This is a genomic window from Mucilaginibacter sp. OK283 (assembly GCF_900110415.1).
Lineage (GTDB): Bacteria > Bacteroidota > Bacteroidia > Sphingobacteriales > Sphingobacteriaceae > Mucilaginibacter.
This window is the reverse complement of the sequence record NZ_FODR01000001.1, coordinates 316,185-336,705: the sequence shown is the minus strand read 5'-3', so window position 1 is coordinate 336,705 and position 20,521 is coordinate 316,185. Positions and strand designations below refer to the sequence as shown.

At 41.8% G+C, this 20,521-nt stretch carries 17 protein-coding genes and 1 tRNA gene; 11 read left to right on the top strand and 7 right to left on the bottom strand.

Annotation, left to right across the window (positions count from 1 at the left end; genetic code table 11):
• Positions 1–611 precede the first annotated feature (611 nt).
• The gene (locus tag BMX56_RS01580; protein ID WP_255369744.1) at positions 612–1,739 is read left to right on the top strand and encodes a proline iminopeptidase-family hydrolase; all 1,128 of its coding nucleotides are present in this window, start codon (positions 612–614) and stop codon (positions 1,737–1,739) included.
• A 169-nt stretch (positions 1,740–1,908) separates the two neighbouring features.
• Here BMX56_RS01580 and BMX56_RS30650 read toward each other — a convergent pair whose 3' ends face one another.
• Together BMX56_RS30650 and BMX56_RS30645 are read right to left on the bottom strand one after the other, a co-directional pair.
• On the bottom strand, positions 1,909–1,983 hold the full coding sequence (locus tag BMX56_RS30650; RefSeq protein ID WP_369829626.1) for a hypothetical protein: 75 nt from the start codon (positions 1,981–1,983) through the stop codon (positions 1,909–1,911).
• Positions 1,970–2,221 carry a DUF3095 family protein gene (locus BMX56_RS30645; RefSeq protein ID WP_218152362.1) on the bottom strand — a complete coding sequence of 84 codons (252 nt, stop codon included), beginning with the start codon at positions 2,219–2,221 and terminating at the stop codon, positions 1,970–1,972. The genes BMX56_RS30650 and BMX56_RS30645 overlap by 14 nt, the downstream gene beginning before the upstream one ends.
• 424 nt (positions 2,222–2,645) lie before the next feature.
• On the opposite strand from BMX56_RS30645, the gene BMX56_RS01570 reads away from it, so the two are divergent.
• The 7 genes from BMX56_RS01570 to BMX56_RS01535 all read left to right on the top strand — a co-directional run bounded on the left by BMX56_RS01570 (position 2,646) and on the right by BMX56_RS01535 (position 8,244).
• Positions 2,646–3,122 (top strand): Dps family protein, encoded by a 477-nt coding sequence (locus BMX56_RS01570; RefSeq protein ID WP_090639336.1) that lies wholly within the window; start codon positions 2,646–2,648, stop codon positions 3,120–3,122.
• Positions 3,123–3,146: 24 nt separating this feature from the next.
• Complete coding sequence (rpiA, locus tag BMX56_RS01565) at positions 3,147–3,836, top strand: ribose 5-phosphate isomerase A (protein ID WP_090639329.1); 690 nt, start codon at positions 3,147–3,149, stop codon at positions 3,834–3,836.
• Between the two features lie 307 nt (positions 3,837–4,143).
• Positions 4,144–5,073: an RNA polymerase sigma factor gene (locus BMX56_RS01560; RefSeq protein WP_090639321.1), complete on the top strand. Its 930-nt coding sequence runs from the start codon at positions 4,144–4,146 to the stop codon at positions 5,071–5,073.
• A gap of 53 nt (positions 5,074–5,126) precedes the next feature.
• Positions 5,127–5,912, top strand: a complete 786-nt coding sequence (locus BMX56_RS01555; RefSeq protein ID WP_090639316.1) for a sterol desaturase family protein — start codon at positions 5,127–5,129, stop codon at positions 5,910–5,912.
• A gap of 596 nt (positions 5,913–6,508) precedes the next feature.
• Positions 6,509–6,700 carry a hypothetical protein gene (locus BMX56_RS01545; protein ID WP_090639303.1) on the top strand — a complete coding sequence of 64 codons (192 nt, stop codon included), beginning with the start codon at positions 6,509–6,511 and terminating at the stop codon, positions 6,698–6,700.
• A 67-nt stretch (positions 6,701–6,767) separates the two neighbouring features.
• Entirely contained in the window at positions 6,768–7,463 is a 696-nt protein-coding gene (locus tag BMX56_RS01540; RefSeq protein ID WP_090639294.1) for an alpha/beta fold hydrolase, read from the top strand.
• 91 nt (positions 7,464–7,554) lie between these two features.
• Positions 7,555–8,244, top strand: a complete 690-nt coding sequence (locus tag BMX56_RS01535) for an alpha/beta hydrolase (RefSeq protein WP_090639287.1) — start codon at positions 7,555–7,557, stop codon at positions 8,242–8,244.
• Positions 8,245–8,290: 46 nt separating this feature from the next.
• On the opposite strand, the gene BMX56_RS01530 is transcribed toward BMX56_RS01535, so the two are convergent.
• Positions 8,291–9,694, bottom strand: coding sequence for a sigma-54-dependent transcriptional regulator (locus tag BMX56_RS01530; RefSeq protein ID WP_090639275.1), 1,404 nt, complete (start codon positions 9,692–9,694; stop codon positions 8,291–8,293).
• Positions 9,695–10,027: 333 nt separating this feature from the next.
• On the opposite strand from BMX56_RS01530, the gene BMX56_RS30340 reads away from it, so the two are divergent.
• The 3 genes from BMX56_RS30340 (at position 10,028) to BMX56_RS01515 (ending at position 16,109) form a co-directional block, all read left to right on the top strand.
• Positions 10,028–12,721 (top strand): sigma 54-interacting transcriptional regulator, encoded by a 2,694-nt coding sequence (locus BMX56_RS30340; protein ID WP_218152361.1) that lies wholly within the window; start codon positions 10,028–10,030, stop codon positions 12,719–12,721.
• 181 nt (positions 12,722–12,902) lie between these two features.
• Complete coding sequence (locus BMX56_RS01520) at positions 12,903–13,385, top strand: YybH family protein (RefSeq protein ID WP_090639267.1); 483 nt, start codon at positions 12,903–12,905, stop codon at positions 13,383–13,385.
• A 399-nt stretch (positions 13,386–13,784) separates the two neighbouring features.
• Positions 13,785–16,109, top strand: a complete 2,325-nt coding sequence (locus BMX56_RS01515) for a tetratricopeptide repeat-containing sensor histidine kinase (protein ID WP_090639264.1) — start codon at positions 13,785–13,787, stop codon at positions 16,107–16,109.
• A gap of 30 nt (positions 16,110–16,139) precedes the next feature.
• On the opposite strand, the gene BMX56_RS01510 is transcribed toward BMX56_RS01515, so the two are convergent.
• The 4 genes from BMX56_RS01510 to metG form a co-directional block, all read right to left on the bottom strand.
• Positions 16,140–16,877: a helix-turn-helix domain-containing protein gene (locus BMX56_RS01510; protein ID WP_177183681.1), complete on the bottom strand. Its 738-nt coding sequence runs from the start codon at positions 16,875–16,877 to the stop codon at positions 16,140–16,142.
• Positions 16,878–17,056: 179 nt separating this feature from the next.
• Positions 17,057–17,332, bottom strand: coding sequence for a hypothetical protein (locus BMX56_RS29800; protein WP_143065343.1), 276 nt, complete (start codon positions 17,330–17,332; stop codon positions 17,057–17,059).
• An 816-nt stretch (positions 17,333–18,148) separates the two neighbouring features.
• Positions 18,149–18,220, bottom strand: a tRNA-Arg gene (locus BMX56_RS01500).
• A gap of 127 nt (positions 18,221–18,347) precedes the next feature.
• A complete protein-coding gene (gene metG, locus BMX56_RS01495) occupies positions 18,348–20,420 on the bottom strand; it encodes a methionine--tRNA ligase (RefSeq protein WP_090639233.1) in 2,073 nt (690 codons plus the stop codon).
• Positions 20,421–20,521: the final 101 nt, after the last annotated feature.

The window sequence follows — 20,521 nt, the reverse complement described above, 5'->3', positions numbered from 1 at the left end:
ATGTACGGACGAGGCAAAATCAGCGGCGATAAAACAAATGGCAATGTACTTGAAGGTGGTTTTCATTTTTCTTAATATTTATGATCAATTTATTTGGTGTACGGGAATCTCAATTAGCATGATGAAGGCTGGTTATTCGGGACATCTGGTAACAACCATTAACTCAATTAAAGCGCCGCCTAATTAAGACGGCGCTAACATTAACTATTATTAAACTTAAAGAACGCCGGTATTTGCATAACCATTAACCGCCAATTGAATCGTGAGGCTGTACTTTGAATAGATACCGAAATGCAATGAAAGTTCGAAGAGCCGGATTTTATTTTTTCTCGCAAAGAGGAAAAGTTCGGGGCTGGAAAAATAAATAGTCTAAAGTTTTGATAAGTCAGGATAGAAGCCGGGCAGCCGATACTGAATTGAGCGTGAAGGGAATTATATGACCAGCCTGATACAATGCACTTCTGGATATGTTAAGCCTTAAATAGTAATGTTCGTCCAAGCCTTACACCTAATCGTCCATTTCCATTCCCCAAGATGAAAATTACCTTTACCGACGAAAAGAAAGGCTTTATAAAGAAAGGCTTTATATGGAGCTATTAAATCACCAATCTATGTTAAAATCTACAACCCGCTTTAAAAATGCATTACCCGGACGGCGCTCGAACCCGGTGACAAAAATGCCGGGAAAATTCAACGGTAAATTAAAAAGCATGCTTTCAGGCACCGTTTTTAGTGCTTTGCTTATGGCCTTATCGTCTTGCAGCCCCCAACAGGGTAGCGTTTCGCAAGCTCAGTACTTTAGCGCCGACACCGGGCTTCAAACAGGCGGTATTAAGATTATACCAATAAAAACGACGAAAGGCAGCTTCAAGGTCTGGGCTAAAAGGATTGGCAATAACCCCAAAATCAAAGTGCTGCTCCTAACCGGTGGTCCCGGGGCGAGCCACGAATATTTGGAGTGCTTCGAAAGCTTTTTTCCGAAAGAAGGCATCGAGTTAATTTATTATGACCAGTTGGGCACCGGTAATTCAGAAGTGCCGAAAGATACTTCTGTATATGATCTGAACAGAAGCGTTGCCGAAGTGGAACAGGTCCGGAAGGCACTCCATTTAAATGCGGACAACTTTTTCCTTTACGGCCATTCATGGGGAGGGATCGTAGCTATTGAGTACGCCCTCAAATACCAGCAGAACTTAAAGGCACTGATCATTTCTGACATGGTGTCGAGTGCTTCCGACTATAATAAATATGCAAAAGACGTGCTGGCCAATCAAATTGACCCAAAAACATTGTGCGAGATAAGGAAGATCGAATCAAGGGGAGATTTTTCCGATCCCCGTTACATGGAACTATTAATGCCAAATTTTTATGCAAAGCACATCTGCAGGTTGTCCGAATGGCCGGAACCGTTAACACGTTCTTTCAGCAAGCTTAATCAAACGTTTTACAGCATGATGCAGGGACCAAGTGAGTTCGGGCTTAGTGGTAAGTTAACCCATTGGGAAAGGAACGGCGATCTGTCCAAAATTACAGTACCGACGCTCACTATTGGGGCAAGGTATGATACGATGGACCCCGAACACATGAAGTGGATGGCATCACAGGTAAAAAACGGTTCATACCTCTTTTGTCCCAATGGCAGCCACATGTGTTTTTACGATGATCAAAAGAACTATTTCCAGGGCCTAAATCAATTTATTAAAGAAATAGCCTCCGGAAAGCAAACCGTTAACCTGTAATTTGTTTCGAGATATCATGAATACTCTGATAAATCGGCCGAATCATTATCGCTTAAGCCGCAGGGTCTTCCTGCTCATTTTTAGCCGGTCCACATTTATATATTAGTAAGATCAATCCCGCTCGAATTGAGCGGGATTGTAAAATCATAAACGCAGACCTGGACTACCATTAAATCCTGTTGGCACGCATTTTATTTTTCATGCACCTTGCCGCATTGGTGTATCCGCCGTCAGCCCCATCCACAAAATGAATGTGCCCTTTTTTTCAAGTTTCGCACATAACAGGACATCACTGATGCATTGCTGATATGTAGTCCATACCAAATCAGTGAGTTAGCTTCCATTTTGATTAGTAGTTCCTCCATGCGCTGCCGTTGCCTACTGGTCCCGGATATCACCGTGTTGATACGGCCATCGATCACAAAGGTAAGAACGTGCTTTTGAATGTTTTTAAGCAGTGTATTTTGAACATCTTTTTTCATTTTATGCTTGTGAAGGGCGCTAACACACTTCGCCATTACCAACCCAAATGGCGTTCCAATACGAAACATTGATTGTTAAGCAATTGCAAGATGTTTAATGGTCTAAACCTGCGAAATGAAACGAGTTTAGAATTGTTTGTTGAAATACCGTTAAAAAGAACAGGCCTCCTTTTATGGGATGTGGAGGTTAAAAAGCTGCGGAAAACAGCGCATTTACTGTGGGCGCTTAACGGTGCAAGGCTATCCACCCGGTAAAGAGGGAGCACAAATCATTAAAGATAACACGTATACTCATCGATTTTCACTAATTCACTCGCGAAATAGTGAAATGCCGATGAGCTTTTAGGGCATTTAAATCTTATTGGATTGATAATCATTTTGTTGCTGTTTGGTATGCGATTAGCATAAAAAGGTCAAAAAATATATGAAAATGAATATCGGAATCAGCGAAGCCAACACACAGAAAGTAGTAAATGAGTTATCAAAGCTATTAGCAGATGAGTTTATACTTTTCACAAAAACTAAAAATGCGCATTGGAATCTAGAGGGCACCGATTTTCACGGGCTGCATGTGTTTTTTGAAGAACAATTTACTCAACTCGATGAAATCGTTGACAGTATTGCCGAACGCATCAGATCGCTGGGCCATTTCTCATTGGCTTCGCTGAAGGAATTCCTGGATCATACGCGTCTTTCTGAAAAGATAGAAGGTGATAACTCGGGAGCGTCTTATATAAAAAATCTGTTAGAAGATCATAAAAGCATTATATTTACTTTAAGAGCGAATATTGATACGTTTGCATCTGAGTATAAAGACTACGGTAGCAGCGACTTCCTGACAGGTCTGATCTCAGCCCATGAAAAAATGGCCTGGATGCTCGGTTCGCATTTGAAAAAGTAACAATAAGATTGCCAACAACTGAACATGCTTAATTATAAACAGCAGGCGGCGGATCACGCGTTTAAGTTAATCAGAAAAGGTCAGACGATCGGGTTGGGCGATGGCGAAACAGTTCTTTTTCTGGCGGGCCTGATCGCATCAGATCTGCCGCTTGCTGCTTCATTGAGGTTGACCTCATCTTCCGGGAAGACCGTCGCCAGACTGAAGGAACTGGATTTGGAAGTGTTGGATCTTAAAGAATTGAAGCGGGCAGACATTTATTTTGACGGTTGTGACGCGTTTGACCCAGCACTAAATGCCCTGAAGAGTGGTGCCGGGATCCACACAGTCGAAAAAATACTTGCCGGCATGGCATCTGAATTTATTTTGATTGGCGACAGCGGGAAGTATTCGAAACAACTTCCCACAGCTTATCCACTGGTCGTCGAGGTTATCCCGGCCGCATACTTGTCAGTGGTCAACCGGCTTGAAGCGCACTATGATGATTTTGGCTGTAGCCTATCGCTTCGCAGCAAGGAAAATCGCCCGTTATTGTCCGTTCATGGAAACTATCTTTTGAACGCTCACTTCGAAAAATTTCCGGAACTGCCTGAATTAAATATATCGGTAAAGATGATCCCGGGCGTTGTTGATCATTCCTTATTTTACCAAATGGCAACAAGCGCGATCATTTCTGGGCCGGGGGGCATTCAAACTATACTAAGACCGGTTTGAGGCCCGCAAAGGTTTCATTTCTTACACAACTTATTTACTGCTATCCCAACTTCACCAATCTTCTGGGCGAAAAAAAGACTGGAATATCGTTTAAGTGTATACGAAACTATCAATCATCCATTTCATTCACGCCCTGGATGAAATATTTTTGCCCCCGGAAATTCACGCGGGTCGATTTACCCTTGGAACGTAATCATAATCAGGTTCTATACCAATGTAATGCTTTATTGCAGACGATCAATAGGGGCGTTTCACATATTAAATACAATGATGTCTTTGACTACTACATTTTAACACACTTGCTTCAATGAAAAACCAAGGGAATGATCAGCGCGAAGGAATTCAATTAAATATCAACTTCTTGTTTCAAAAATTTAATCCGTTTGTTCAGGCATTGGCGTTACGACTCTGCGGGAATACAGCCGAAGCAGAGGACGCGGTTCAGGATGCCTGGATCACGGTATTTACGCATGGACATCAATTAAGACAAGTAGATTCATTCCTGCCATGGCTAAAACGTATTGTCATTAATTCGTGCCACCAATTGAGCCGGAAAGGAAAACGAACGATCCTCGTTGATGAATGGCCGGAAAGCGATAAAATGATCGAAGACAGTGTTGAATCGAAATTTGAGAGAGCCGCTAACCAGGACGCATTATATGGCATATTGACTGAATTACCCCTTCATTTGAGAGAGACGGTGATGCTACGCTACCTTACCGGGTACAACTCATATGATCAAATTGCAGCTATCACCGGCGTACCCGTTGGGACCGTCCGCAGCAGGCTTAGTGACAGCAAAAAGAAGTTATCAAACTTATGGAAACGATCGGACGATATAGATTCGTCAGCATTTAAAGTTAATCAATATTGGAATAGTTACTACCAGGAAATCTGCCCAGGCTCTTACACAGATAAAAATTTGCTTACCGATCTTTTTTCTCACGTAGCTGAAGATTTAAAAATTGTTTTTACAAGCGGAAAAACGGCAAGCGGACGCAGCATTTTCAAATGGGGTATGGAGGACGACCTGGTGCATGGCAGCTCAATCAAAACTGTAGATGTTTGCAGTACAAGCGGAGATTTGACTGTACTGCGCGTAGCGTTTTCCAATAGTGAAGCATTTCCCCTCCATTGTCCACCTAGTTCGTACATGACATTTTTACGAAAGAAAAATGAATTATCAGAAATAAGATTATATCATGCCGAGCGTGAAGTTAAAAGTGAATTTTCTTAAAATATCGCCGCGTCCGAACTTTTTAAGGAAGATGTGCATCTTAAAATAAACTTATGATTGATCTATTAGCGAATCTGCAGCCCATAGTGCTGATTGTAATGCTTATTCTGTTGTACTGCATTGAAAATATGCTGCCTTATTTAACCCCGCCGGCCAATAAAAAAAGGCATTACGGCAGAAATTTTACTATTTCTTTGGTTTCGTTCCTTTTAAATGCCATTCTCGGAAGCGTATTGGTAATGATCGTTGAACTCACAGCCCAAAATCATTGGGGCTTATTAAATCAGATACAACTTCCTTTTGCGGTCAAACTGCTAACCGGCATCTTGCTGTTCGACTTCGGCAGTTACCTGACACATAATTTACAACATAGAATACCGTTTCTATGGCGTTTCCATCGTATTCATCATTCGGATAATCATTTGAACGTTTCCTCTTCCTTAAGGTTTCATCCCATAGATGTCATCGTCTCCCAATGTATTTATCAATGCTTAGGTGTCATATTGATCGGTTTGCCTATTACTGCCTTTGTTATTTACGGATCAATTTCCATTCCATTGCTAATTATGCAACACAGTAATGTTCGTTTTCCGCGAAGATTTGAGCGATTTGCAAGTTTAGTTTTTGCAACACCTGGCTGGCACAAGATCCACCATTCATCCGAACAAAAACAGACGGATTCCCACTACGGAGATGTGTTTACTTTCTGGGACCGGATTTTTGGTACCTGGAGTAAAAAACAACCGCATGAAATTGAGTATGGACTTGAAGAATTCAACCAGGACAAACATCATCGGGTAGGCCATTTATTGGCCTCACCTTTTAAAAAAAGCACGTGACTCGTTGCTTAGGAAAAGCGATCCCTTTCCTGCTCACGTACTCATTTTAAAAACAACTGTCCTACCTAGTCAAACATATTGGGCAAGAAAGGCCGTACACACGGTATTCCATATGCGTAGTAAGTAGAAACTTTAAAAAGTGACTGCTCCAATTTTCCGGAGCAGTCACTTTTTTTAAATCAACATACTTTCGATATTAATTTCAAGATTCATCCCTCCCCTCCGCTAACACCCATATTCGCCTGCTTTATATTCTTATCTATTGAAGATAGTATTTCTTCGCCTTGTAGAATAGCAAGTAACCTTGGCTGATGATTGGCAAAAGCGCTTTATAGTTATCTGAATTAGTTTTATTTCGATCTTTCGCGGCTACTCTGTACGCTCCAAATTTAAGATTATCCCACCTGCGTTGGATGATCCTAAATTGTTTATATATCATCAATCTTAAACGCTCTTCGCGACATGCGACTTTGTTTTGAATTGCTGAATGTCGCTAATTCTCTGATTTATTGAAAGTTGCACCATTGGCATCATCCGTGCATAAAAAACATATACCCGCAGAGGTGTTGTAACTACATCTATCAATTTATAAAACAATGAAAGCAAAAAACAAAACTATTGCTAAAAGATTCATGGCGGCGTTAATGTTGCCCGTGTTATTAACAGCTGCATCATTAATTACAACAAATGCTCAGGCTCAAAAAACACACATAAAGAACGTGGTACTTGTACACGGCGACTTGCTGATGGCCCAGGATGGCGGGTCCTTTTCGATATCCTGCCGTTGAGACCAAATAATAGCTGCGGACACGGCAATTAAAACAGGTGAGTTAATTATCAAAAGATCTCGAAAAAATGAAAACATCAATTAAAAACATCGTCCTGGTACATGGCGTGTTTGCAGACGGATCAGGCTGGGAACCATTATTCCATGTTTTAACTGGTAAAGGTTTTAATGTATTGGTTGCACAGAACCCGCTCAGCTCGCTGGAGGACGATGTACGTCAGGCCAATTTAGTCCTTGACAGGATAGGAGGACCTGCTGTCCTTGTGGGCCACTCCTGGGGTGGGGCGGTAATTACCGAAGCAGGAAACCATCCGAATGTAACCGCCCTGGTTTACGTAGCTGCCTTCCAGCCGGATAATGGTGAATCTGCCCTTCACTGGATCCAGACCATGGAACCAGCGCCGGAAAGCGGTATACTGCCACCTGATGGTAATGGTATTGTTTATTATGAGAAATCAAAATTCCACGACGGCTTCTGCGGTGATATCGATGCTAAAAAGGCAGCGTTCATGTACGCCTCCCAGGGTGCATTTTATGGAAAAGCTTTTACTTCCCCCATTACCAACGCTGCATGGAAAACGAAACCATGCTGGGGTTGTGTAGCGACTGAAGATAAAACCATCAACCCGGATATCCAGCGCAACATGTACAGCCGGTCCAATACTAAAATCACAGAGATCAAAGGCAGCCACGTGGTATTCATGTCACAACCCGAATTGGTGGCCGAAGTTATCATTGAAGCAGCAGCAAGCGTGGCTAAATAATTAATCAACTACTCAATCATTAAATCAATCCACGTACTGACGGATATTTCTCTTAAAGCGCAAATCCATTAATCTTTAAAAAATCAATATTATGAACACATCAAAAAAACCTTCAATCGTATTATGCCATGGTATCTGGGCAGATGCCTCATGCTTTAACAAAATAATTCCTAAACTGATCGCCGAAGGGCATGACGTGATTTCTGTTCAATATGGACTGACGAATTTTGATCATGATGTCGCCGCAATTAAGCGTACGATCAGCCGCGTCAGCAGTCCTGTTATACTGGTTGGCCACTCTTATGGCGGAGCTACCATTACGGCCGCTGCAAGTGATGATCGCGTGGTTGGGCTTGTTTATATTGCCGCAGTGGCACCTGCTCCCGGCGAAACGGTTAATAGCCAACTGCAAAAATTCCCTTCTGATATTTTCACCCGTATTGAAGTGGCTGACGGTCGCGTTTGGATGCTTCCTTCAGGTACCGAGTTCTTTGCCGGCGACCTTCCGGAAGACGAGCAAAAAGTTGTTTGGGCTACACATTATGCACCATCCGAGCAACTGTTTGACCAGCAGTGTATAAAGGAAATCACCTGGGAAACTAAACCAAGCTGGTACATCTTATGTACCGAAGACCACACGGTACATCCAGATCTGCAACGTTGGGTTTCGAAACGCATGAACGCAAAAGTGACAGAGATAAAAAGCAGCCATGTGCCGATGCTGTCTCACCCGGATGTAGTAGTGGATGTTATTAACCAGGCCATTGCAGGTGTTCAATAATAACATCAGTATAAAAATTAAAAGAGACCGCTAAATATGGTCTCTTTTAATTTTTATAGGATTTACTGTTCTTTTTCAGCCCGGCCTTTTCTATACTCAGTTTCTTCAGCCGGGAATTAAGCGTAGGTACTTTTATACCTAATATTTCGGCGGCTCCCCCAGGTCCGTACACCTTCCAATTGCACTTTTCTAAAACAGCTATAATATGTTCCCTCTCCACCTCCTCTATCGTTCTCATGTAGCCACTTTCTGCAATTGGCCTGCCTGGTTGTTCCATAAGCGTTCCGAATGTAGATATTATCGGTTCTGTACTCAATAAGATGCTTCGATGAACCAGGTTTTCGAGCTCACGCACATTTCCCGGCCAATCATAATTCAGGACCTCCTGCATTGCCTGTTCACTTACGCCGGTAACATTACTATTTTCAATTTTACTTAGTTTGGTTATAAAATGGTTTATCAGTAATGGGAGGTCTTGCTTTCTTTCACGCAACGGCGGTGAAACCAGCGGGAAAACATTCAGCCGGTAATAAAGATCTGCCCGGAATCTTCCTGTAACTACGTCTTCCTGCAAATTGCGATTTGTAGCCGCAATTACACGGACATTAACCTTCTTATTCTTTCCCCCTATTACCTCAATTTCTTTCTCCTGCAAAACTCTCAAAAACTTACTTTGAACATCCAGCGGTAATTCGCCGATTTCGTCCAGGAAGATCGTTCCACCTTCTGCCTGCTCGAAACGGCCGATTCGTTTATCCAGTGCACTGGTAAAAGCGCCTTTTTCGTGGCCAAAAAGTTCTGATTCAATCAGGCTTGGAGGCAATGCCGCGCAATTGACGGATACCAGGGCCTGCCTGGCGCGGTTGGACATCAAATGAATATTGCGTGCTATCAATTCCTTACCGGTTCCGCTTTCACCAAAAATCAGTACAGAAACCTCTGATGTAGCAATGCGTCTCATGTGCTGTTGCAGCGTAAGCATTGGGTTTGAATGCCCGATCATGTCAGAAAAGACGTGGTTATTGCCTCCTTCGACCGCCGATGGATTCAGACGTTGCTGGGTTAACGCAAGATTTTCTTTATGTGTGTATAGGGCAACTTCAAGCATAATGAGTATATCCTTTTCACGAAAAGGTTTTGCCAGGAATCCATACGGACGGGTAATTTTTGCAGCATCTAGAAATTGCTGCTTGGAATTTCCCGATAGGTAAATGAAAGCAATATTTTTCCGCGACAGCAGTTTTGCCAAATCGATCCCACTTAATTTGCCTTTTAGCTGGATGTCGAGGAGGACGAGATCAGGATTTTCTTTTTCAATTATTTTAACGGCCGCTGAAACAGAGCGGGCAACCGTACACACACGATAATCCGCCCGCTTCAACATCACTTCAAGATTGTTAGCTTCCATATATTGATCTTCTACGATCAGAATTTTAGCCTTGTATTTCATCCTGATAAATTCTTTAATTCTTAAATAGGACCGGGCTCACTCAGGTGAAAGCATCTGTTTCAACGATATTTTAACCACCAGTAGCTTAATTATCAAGTAATATTAAGAATTTTCAAGCAATTATATAAAACTCTGATTTTATCCGGAAGCACTTTTCAAATCACTTATATAAGTCGATTCGGCCATTTGTTCAAATAGCACTAAACGGCTCATCGAGTTTAGTGCTATATCACCAAATCATTCATTCCGATAAATGGTAAAAATCTGATAATCAATTACATATGCAGGGGCATACTGTTTGCAAAAATTATATCGGAATAGATATATTTTTTTTTGCAAAAACTGAATGAAAATGGATTGGAAAACGCAAAAGCGGATATGAACCCAACGCCTTCCGGAAGCATCCTTCAAAAAAATTTCATAATGAAAGCGTTTATAGATGACAAGAAAGAAAACTACTCAAATTTTGTCCCGGAACTAAGAAAGAGAATCGCAGCAGTCCGCGAACGTAATGATCTTCTTAACCTGCTGGCCACATCGATGCTGCGCCTAAATGAATTTACAAGCGTCAGTATCCATTCGGTCGATCACCATACGAACACATACTTTCCCTTTTTTTTTAATCAAAAGACAAGTGGCAGAAACCTGAGTGAATTTAAGGCATTATCAAACGCAAGGGCGCCGTTGGACGATATCATTGTACGTGATGCGATATTGGCAGACAAAAGTTTTGTAGTTTCTTTGAATGACATTGTTAAGTCCGAATCCATTCCATTCTGGCTCCAGGTTAATTATGATTATGGCCTCCGGGAAGTATTAGTCACACCCCTAAAGATTAAAAATGGAATGTTAGGGATTTGCTATTTCTGGTCGAAAAAAGCAGGGTCATTCGGTGAAAGGTTTATCCATGTTATCGATCATCTTTCAACAGAACTTGCCTACGCAGTATCGAACACCATTATTCATGAAATGCTGGATCCACGGGGATGGATCAACGAACTGCTTTTAACGTTTAGTCATGACCTTTCCGAAGTACGAACGCGTGAAGGTTTGAACAGCGTTATTGAGCGCGACCTCAAGAATCTTTTTCATTTTGACGAGTTTCTGATCACAGCGATTGCCCCTGAAAATCGCAACGAATGCATTTTCCTGACCAGTTTAACTTCCCACCCGGATTTATTAGACTGGATCCGCGCAAATCTGGCCAGTGAAGGCATCTGGGACCAGGCAGCAGATACAACCATTCCGGTAATCATCAATGTCGAAAATTTTGAATTTGATTGTGCTCCTCCATGCCTTAACTCTGCCGATGTCGAAAAAGGTGGTGAAATCATGCTGAAAATACTTTCAGAAGGGAATGAGCCGAACTTCGGCCTCATCCTGATATCATATAGACAAAATGTATTCGATCCGGCTGACAGGCAAATCATTCAGTGCATATCGCGTCATTTATCCACCGCTATTTCAAATATTCTGGTTAATGAAAACCTTGAGCGCAAAGAAAAGCAGAATGCGCTATTGCTTTCATTCAGCCACGACATTGCAGCAGTCCGTAACAAAGATGATCTGACCATGGCAATAGAGAAAGCTGTGAGCCAATTATCAAACATATCGAGATTCGTCATTCGCGGAATAAATGAAGATGAAAAAACAATGAGCCTTTTTCTCTTCGACCATCACGTAAAAAGGGCCATTGAAGAATTGGGACATCATTTTGTGCTTGACGCTGTCTATCCGATAGCGGACGGCATATCTGATGCCGTTCTAGCCGGCAACGAGACTATCGTTTATAAACTGCAAGATTGGATCGATAGTGGCAAAGCGCCATCATACTTTCACTTTTGGAGAAGCATGGATGTAGAAAAGTGTGTAGCGACCCCTTTAAAAACAGGAACCAGAAAATTGGGGATCTTTTGGGTCGATTCGGACGAACCCGATGTCGAAATGATCGACAGTATGTGCGCACAGATTTCAATAGCGATGTCAAATATCATTGCAAATGAACAGCTCATTAAATATAGACAGCAACTCGAAGTAGAAAACGAACATTTGCAAGAGCAAATACGCTCAATTTACAACTTCTCGGATATTATTGGAACAAGCGCGCCTATGCAGCGGGTATATCAATTAATGTCATTGGTGGCTCATTCGAATGCTACAGTACTCATCCAAGGTGAAACAGGAACAGGTAAAGAACTGATCGCACGGGGGATTCATGAATCATCACCCCGAAAAAACAAATTGATGGTAAAAGTGAATTGTGCCGCACTTCCGGTAACTCTAATTGAATCCGAGCTTTTCGGATACGAACGAGGCGCATTTACAGGAGCTTTTGAAAGACGGATAGGCAAGTTTGAACTCGCTCACAACGGCACACTCTTCTTAGATGAGATCGGCGAATTACCATTAGAAGTTCAGGTGAAATTGTTACGCGTGATCCAGGAACGGGAATTCGAAAGGCTGGGAGGAAAAGTCTCCATCAAAGTCGACGTCCGCATAATTGCTGCAACAAATCGCAACCTTTTTGCCGAAGTGGGGGCCGGAAGGTTCCGTTCAGATCTTTATTACCGGTTGAACGTTTTTCCTATCCTGATACCTCCACTGCGGGAGCGGCGGGAGGACATTCCATTCCTTGCACACTTTTTCTTAACCAGGTATAACAAGAACCATTTTTGTAAAGTAACCGGAATATCGGGCGCCGTAAAGAATGAACTTAAAGCTTACAACTGGCCAGGCAACGTTCGGGAGCTTGAACATATGATTGAGCGAAGCGTACTGCTTTCAAATAGCAAGATATTAAATGAGATTTACCTGCCTGATGTAAACGAACAACATGATATCGGACAGGCCCAGGTTATAACAAACTTAGCCGACGTTGAGAAGCAGCATATCAATGATGTTTTACGGCGCTGCGGCGGAAAAATATCAGGGAAAGGTGGCGCGGCGGCGTTATTGAAACTGCCTGCATCTACATTGAATTCCAAAATGAGGAAACTTGGGATCGTTAAAAATCCCACTATTGAATAAACCGGCAGGGTTCATCGTACATTACCATAGCTCATGTATTTCCAACTAAGGGCCTGGTTCGGTTTGCGGCAGCGGGCATATCATAAGCGTAAGTGTTGTAAAAATCCAACAAGAACTACTATTTATCCATTGTCCTTATCTGAGATGAATACTAATTTGGCCGAACATTAATATATAATTTATGAGGTTCTTCAGAAAAAGTATAAGCTTATTGGCGCTCTGCATAACGCTTAATCAGGCAGGTAATGCACAAAAGGCGAAACACCATGATATGGATAACATCGCTGTAGAGATCAACGCATCCAACCAGTTGTACAGTAAGGGTTTTGAGACACACAATGCAGCCTTAGTAGTAAACAGGTATGCCGCTGACGGCGCTATCATGCCACCCAATTCAATAAGTATTAGTACGCCACAGGGCTTTTTATCATTCTTCAATAACGGGTATGAACATGGCATCCGAAAAGTCTCATTGCATACAACCGGCTTATTTGGGCGAAGCATCAATATGATCAATGAAGAAGGCCTTTATGAGCTAAAGGATGAAAAGGAACAGACAATAGATAAAGGTAAATACCTGGTTGTCTGGAAAAAGACCCGTAATGGCTGGAAAATGTACAGGGATATTTTTAATTCAAATCTCACCGCATTGCACGATCATTAAGCTAAACTACGTTGGGCCCTGTGCTAGCCGGGCCTGTCCTTTTTCGCCATACTTTCATAACTTCGGCAACAGTACCTGATATTTTAACACCTCCAGCCCGGTAATTTTGCACCGATCCCTGAGAAGAACGTAAATATTTTCCCGTAATAGTAACCGATGATTGCCTGACTGGAAGCGTTATGGAATACTTATTTATTGAGCATTTATTTATATTATTCTCTTGCCGGCTTAATAGTGGCTGTTATCAATGCACTTTTCATCGCCCTGTTGTGTTTTACAGGTCCCGCAATAAAATGGCGGGTAAATAGCTGCCAATTTTTTTAAAAAAATTGATGTTGTTAATGTGTATTTTCATCTATAGATTTATGCTGTTGATGAACATTTGTTACAGATACCTTTATGAAAAAGTGCCAACTGTTTATACTTCTGCTATTTTTTGTCAAATCATCTTTTGCACAAACAAGCGGCTTTGACGAATTGCCTTTGCCCGTATTAAGGCAAAAACTCTCCGTAAGCACGAATGATACCAATACAGTCAAGTTACAACTCGCCTTAGGACATTTAATGCTTTTAAAAGCCACGAAAGGAGAAAGGGACATTGATTCGGCGAAAAAATTTGCGGATCAGGCTGCAGTTCTCAGCCATCGACTTAACTATGATTTCGGAATAATTAATGCTATCCTCCTTAGTGCAGAAACGTTTTATCATCGAAATGACCGGGAAACGGGTTTAAAAATCGCTCAAAACGCACTTGCCTTTTCTAAAATGCACAATAATAGTGATGGTGAGGCAAGGTCGTATCATCTTATAGCACAGTACTACCCGACTTCTGATCCTGTCTCACTTCGGAGCAGGATATCTTACATTAACAAGGCTATTGCCATATTCAGGAAAAACAGGAATAACCTCTGGCTTTCATTTTTGCTGACACAAAACGCAGATATGCTGACCCAGGCGGGACGATCGACGGAAGGGCTAAAATTACTGTTCGAAGCTTTAAATCTGGGAAAAGGTGTAAGCCGAAGAACGGTTGAAGGTATCTATTGGAACATTGGCAGGATATCAATGGCTATAGGTGATTATACCAATGCGTTAAAATACGATCTTTTAGCCGTAAAAACGGCTAAAGAGGTCAACGATACTACCATGCAGGTCGTTTACATACAGCATTTGATCGCTTCCACTTATATAAAAGCCGGAGATTATGACCGGGCAATTCCTTATTCCATCAAGGTATTGAAGATGGCAAAACGTTACAACGAAACATGGTGCGTCAAGATGGCTTCGTCGGCACTAGCTTTTGCGTATACGCACAGTAACCGGCTTCCCCAAGCTTTAGGGGTCCTTAATGAATTGAAAAGCGTAGCCAGCAGTGATTTTGATAAATTATCTGTAAACGTGGATTTTCTGAATAGTCTGGTCTTTGCTAAACAATTCTCTCAGGCCGGTCATTATGTAAAAGAATTAAAGAAACTGCTTCCGGTAATTCCGCCGAATAATCCCGCAGTGATCATGGATGCCTATAATGCGCTCGCCTATTATTACTCCGAGACTAAACAGCTGAAGCTGGCTCTCCATTATACAGATCTATATGCTGCCTTGGCACATCAATTAAAATATGTGGAAGAAATTACGGCGGCCGATGACCGGTATTATAAGCTAGTTAAACTGGATCGAAGGTCAAGGTCCGACGTTGGAACTTTCTTTAAAGACCAGGAGATCAGGGATTCCGCCTATAACAAAGTAAAAGCCTATCAGATATTCCTGCTGGATATGGAAAATGAAACACTGGAAAAAAACAGGCATATCGACTCGCTCACCATGGATGCACAAATAAAGGAGATCAAACTAAAGCGTAACCAACTTATTCAGAAGGTGACTATTTGCGGATCTGCGATGCTTTTGATAATCACCGGTCTGATCTACAGCCGTTATAGATTGAAGCAACACAGCAATGCTTTGCTTACGCTTCAAAAAGAGGAGATCGACAATAAAAACAATGTCCTTCAACAGCTGATAATGGATAAAAACGAGCTATTAAAAGATAAAGACGAATTAATATCATTAAAGGACCTATTGTTCAAAGAGGTTAACCACCGTGTAAAGAACAACCTTCAGTCGGTTATATTATTATTGGAAAATCAGGCAGCAATTCTCGAAGGGGAAGCCTTCGATGCTGTAAACATCAGCCGTCACCGTATATATGCTATGTCTTTGGTACATGAGCAATTGATCGAATCATCAAAGTTAAAGTCGGTTAATATGAGCCTGTATCTGCCACAGCTGATCGAACATATCAAGGATAGCTTTCAAGGGCCAACTCAAGTCAATATCAGGATCAGTGTCGAAGAATTAATGATAGATGTTTCCCTGGCACTCCCATTAGCCCTTATTGTAAATGAAGCAGTGACAAACGCATTTAAATATGCGTTCCCAAACCGAAAAAATGGTGAGGTTTATGTTGCTTTCGGAATGATTAAGGAACAAATCAGGTTGGAAATAGCGGATAATGGTAAAGGGATGGACAACCAGGTGAAAACTAAAAAAAACAGCGGCATGGGATTGAATTTAATGCGGGGTCTATGTGAGGATATAGACGCAAAAATAACCTTCAAAAATGCCTCCGGAACACGAATTGTTGTGGTGTGTGACAATGATCGGCGGCAGGAAGAAATTAATTTGGATCTGGCTTTGGATCATTTGCCGGATTTAGACATGAATTAAAAGGCGATTTTGGCGTAGCTATGGCAGATCCTATCCGGAGAACAATGTCTTTTTATTTTTTTTCCCGGTCCAGGGTAATTGTGCCTGCTTTATCAATCGGTACCCTTGTGGCGATATCTTTTGCGTCCTGGAAAACAACCGCGAAAAATAGGCCTGATCAGTATAACCTAATTCATGAGCGATCTCTTTAATGGGTTTCAGGGAAGCAGACAGCAGCACCCTGGCCTCATTCATAATCATTTTTTGGATCCAAAAGCTTACATTGAACCCGGTTGACGCTTTGATTACCTGATTCAGATAGGGTGTAGATAAGCTTAAAGCATCTGCGTATTCCGCCGGCTTTTTCATCTTCTTAAAATTATTTAGCAGCAGTTCCTTAAATTCGCGTGTAATAGCAGCGAAGCGGCTATGTTCCCCTTGCCGATCTGAAGTTCCCACCGCATATTCTTCCGTGATCATACCCGAAATAACATCGATCAACCCCTTTCTTACCGCCAATCCGCTAAATTTATAAAGCGGGTGCTGAAGGTCTTCAGCCAAAAAACGCATACATTGTGTAAATCTTTCTGCTTTCTTTTGTGACAGCGGGACCGGCTTTTTTCCGTAATAATGTTCATTGAGCTTTAACCGGAGGCCTTCTTGTAAAAAAGAAGCGTTTACGGCCAAAATCCAGCTTTCTGTTTGCGAATCAACATGATAACGTAATTGGCCGGGTAAAATAAAATACACCGACCGGTCGTGCATTTCAATGAGATCGTCATCAACCATCAAACTGAAATAGCCTTTTTTCTGAAACAATAACATGTAGTCTGCATCGCGGTGCGGCAAATTTACCGGATCGGCAGCCTCAATGTTCGTAAAATGACTGACATGTATCTCGGGCATTAGCATTTCCGCTACGGCGTCGCCTGGATTAAAACTTCTAATTTTCATGACTTAAAAATCCGTTAAGAGATATTCTGGCTATGATGGTAGGAGGCCATCAATATTCCTTTAGTATCGCTGTCAATAATGTGGACTGCAAAAATCAAGCAATTACTTTCAAGACGACAGTCATCTATAAACAAATACTTTTCCGTGATCTCAAAATCTTCGGCCTTGATCAAGGACCTGTCCTGTACACAGGCGATAACCCCATCGGTTATTACAAAATCGACCTCGTAACCTCTTTCATGGAGATCGATGATGGCAGTTGACCTTTTGTTAAATACAACAGTTTCCATGTGATCACGATCTTGAGTGTGTAGTCCTAATGACGGTAGTTAAATGCTAACACACTGGCTGCGCTCAAATATTCAAATGCAATGCCATCAAATAATTGACTGTATTACAGCATGTTATTCAACATGGCGTTATTAAAGGCTGCGAAATCCCGTCGATGTGATTTGGAATTATTGATATCCAAACAAATTATATCTTGGAATCAGCAGGTAATTGGCGTAAAATGTATCCGTGACCCCGGCTGTTGACGATCTCCATGAACGGATCGTCCTTCAATAATTTTCGCAGCCAGGTGATATACGCAAAGCGATCTTACATGACATTCCAAAACAACAATTACTAATGTAAAACGCTAGAAAATACTTCGTTTATGACAACATAGACTTTGACGATTTTACTAAATTAAAAAAAAAATCATAACTAACAGGTGCATCGACCGCTTTATAAAGGCCCCACGACTTATTCAAATAGAAAAGTTGCGGTTAATCAAGCTATCAAATTATTGAAACGAAATCGAATTCTAACAAACGAGGACCAGACAAAACAAATACTGAATTTTCTTTATTTATTTGCCAAGACTTATGAGGATGTTAATAATCTATCTATTGACGAATGCGCAACCTGACGTGAATCAAACTCCAAAATTGTCGCTTAAATTGAAATAACGTACATTTTGAAATCGATATTCGTAAATTGATATCAATTTTAAAAAATATCGAACTCCATTTTTCGGATAAGAAAAACAACATAATAAACTGTAAATCAAATAGTTGAATTAACTAAAAAAGGAAACATTCTGTAAAGAACATTTCCTTTAGTGGTCCCGACGAGAATCGAACTCATATCTAGAGTTTAGGAAACTCCTATTCTATCCGTTGAACTACGGGACCTGTTATGGCTGATAAAAGGCATAACCTTTAATCAGCTTGCAAAGGTGCAAATTATACCTGAAAAATCACATGCCTAAGCAGCAAATTTTTATCGGGTTAAAAACACAACCATCTGCACATCCAAAGTCTACCTAATCACCGCCCCTGTATGAAAATCCTCCACCGGTGCAACAAAGCTTAATTTGCCTTCGCTATTTTCGGCCATCAGTATCATTCCTTGTGATACGATGCCTTTTATTTCACGAGGCTCTAAATTTACCAGGATGCTCACTTTTTGGCCTATGATGGCTTCCGGCTCGTAATATTCTGCTATGCCGGATACCACTGTCCGTTGGTCGATGCCTGTATCTATGGTTAGTTTGAGCAGTTTTTTGGTTTTGGCCACTTTTTCGGCAGTCAGGATAGTCCCGGTGCGGATGTCCATTGCCGCGAAGCTTTCAAAATTAACATTCTCTTTCGCGGGCTGCACGTTTATAGTTTTTTCCGGGGCGGCGGCTTCTTTTTTATCTTGTAACTTTTTTAGTTGGCATTCAATCGCGTCGTCCTCAATTTTATTAAACAATAACGCGGCCGGGTTTAGCTGATGGCCGTTATCAAAAGTGATCTCCTGATCGTAAGTAATAACCTGGTTGGGCAGGTTTAACATACCTATGATCTTTTTGGCTGTTGCCGGCAAAAATGGCTGCGCGGCAGTAGCCAAATGACCAATAATGAGCAAACAGTTGTGCAAGGCTTCCTTTGCACCTTCCGGATCGGTTTTAATAGCTTTCCATGGTTCCTTTTCGGTAAGGTAGCGGTTACCCAGGCGGGCAATATCCATTACGGCCTGCAAGGCCTGGCGATAGCGATAAGCTTCCAGGTTTTTTTCTATCTCGTCATAACAAATACCAATCTCGGTATTCAGGTACTCATCCTGCAATTCGAGTTTATCAGACGCGCGTATAACTTTACCATCGTAAAATTTATGCATCAGTATCATTACCCGGTTTACAAAATTACCAAGTATAGCCACCAATTCGTTATTGATGCGGGCCTGGTAATCTTTCCAGGTAAACTCGCTGTCGCTGGTTTCGGGTAAAATCGAGGTTAGTACATAGCGCAGCTCATCCTGCCTGCCCGGAAATTCCTTCAGGTATTCATGCAGCCAAACAGCGTGATTGCGCGAGGTTGATAGTTTGTCGCCCTCTAAGTTTAAAAACTCGTTGGCGGGTACATTTTGCGGTAAAATGTACTCGCCATGAGCGTGCAGTATCGATGGGAAAATAATACAGTGAAACACAATATTATCCTTACCAATAAAATGCAGCAAACAGGCATTATCCTGCTCATCGGCTTGTTTTTTCCAGTATAATTTCCAATCCCTATTATTATCAATGGCCCATTGCTTGGTGGCCGAGATATAGCCTATCGGTGCATCCATCCATACATATAGCTTTTTGCCCTTAGCTTCTTCCAGTGGCACATCAATACCCCAGTCCAAATCGCGGGTCATAGAACGTGGCTGCAGTCCCGATTTTAGCCACGATTTACATTGGCCAAATACGTTGGTTTTCCAATCGCCTTCCTTGGTATCTATCCATTGCTCCAGCCAGGGCTGGTATTTATCCAAAGGCAGGTACCAATGTTTAGTTGGCTTTAAAATGGGGGTTTTACCACTGAGGGTTGATACCGGGTTAATCAGGTCGGTTGGGTTTAATGATGTACCGCAACGCTCGCACTGATCGCCATAGGCATTTTCATTGTGGCAGTTTGGGCAGGTGCCGGTAATGTACCTGTCTGCTAAAAATTGCTGGTAATCCTCGTCGTAATACTGCTCGCTGAATTTTTCAACAAACTCGTCCTTTTCGTAAAGGTTCAGGAAAAACTCCTGCGATAAATCATGATGTATAGACGATGATGTACGGTGGTAAATATCAAACGCAATCCCAAACTCTTCAAAGCTTTCTTTTATCTGGGTGTGGTACTTATCTATAATAGCCTGGGGGGTAGTGCCTTCTTTTTTTGCCTTAATGGTAATGGCGGCACCGTGTTCGTCAGATCCGCAAACGTATAACACATCCTTTTTTTTGAGCCTCAGGTGCCTTACAAAAATATCGGCCGGCAGGTAAGCACCCGCCAGGTGGCCAATGTGTAAAGGACCATTGGCGTAAGGCAATGCAGAAGTAACCGTATATCTTTTATATTTGTTGAGTTGTGACATGAATAAGCGACGTTATAAATAATTTGCAAAGATAGGTTTTTAGTCGGGAAGTCCGAAAGACGGGAAAGTCAGGAAAGTCCGAAAGATAGAAAGCCTTTATT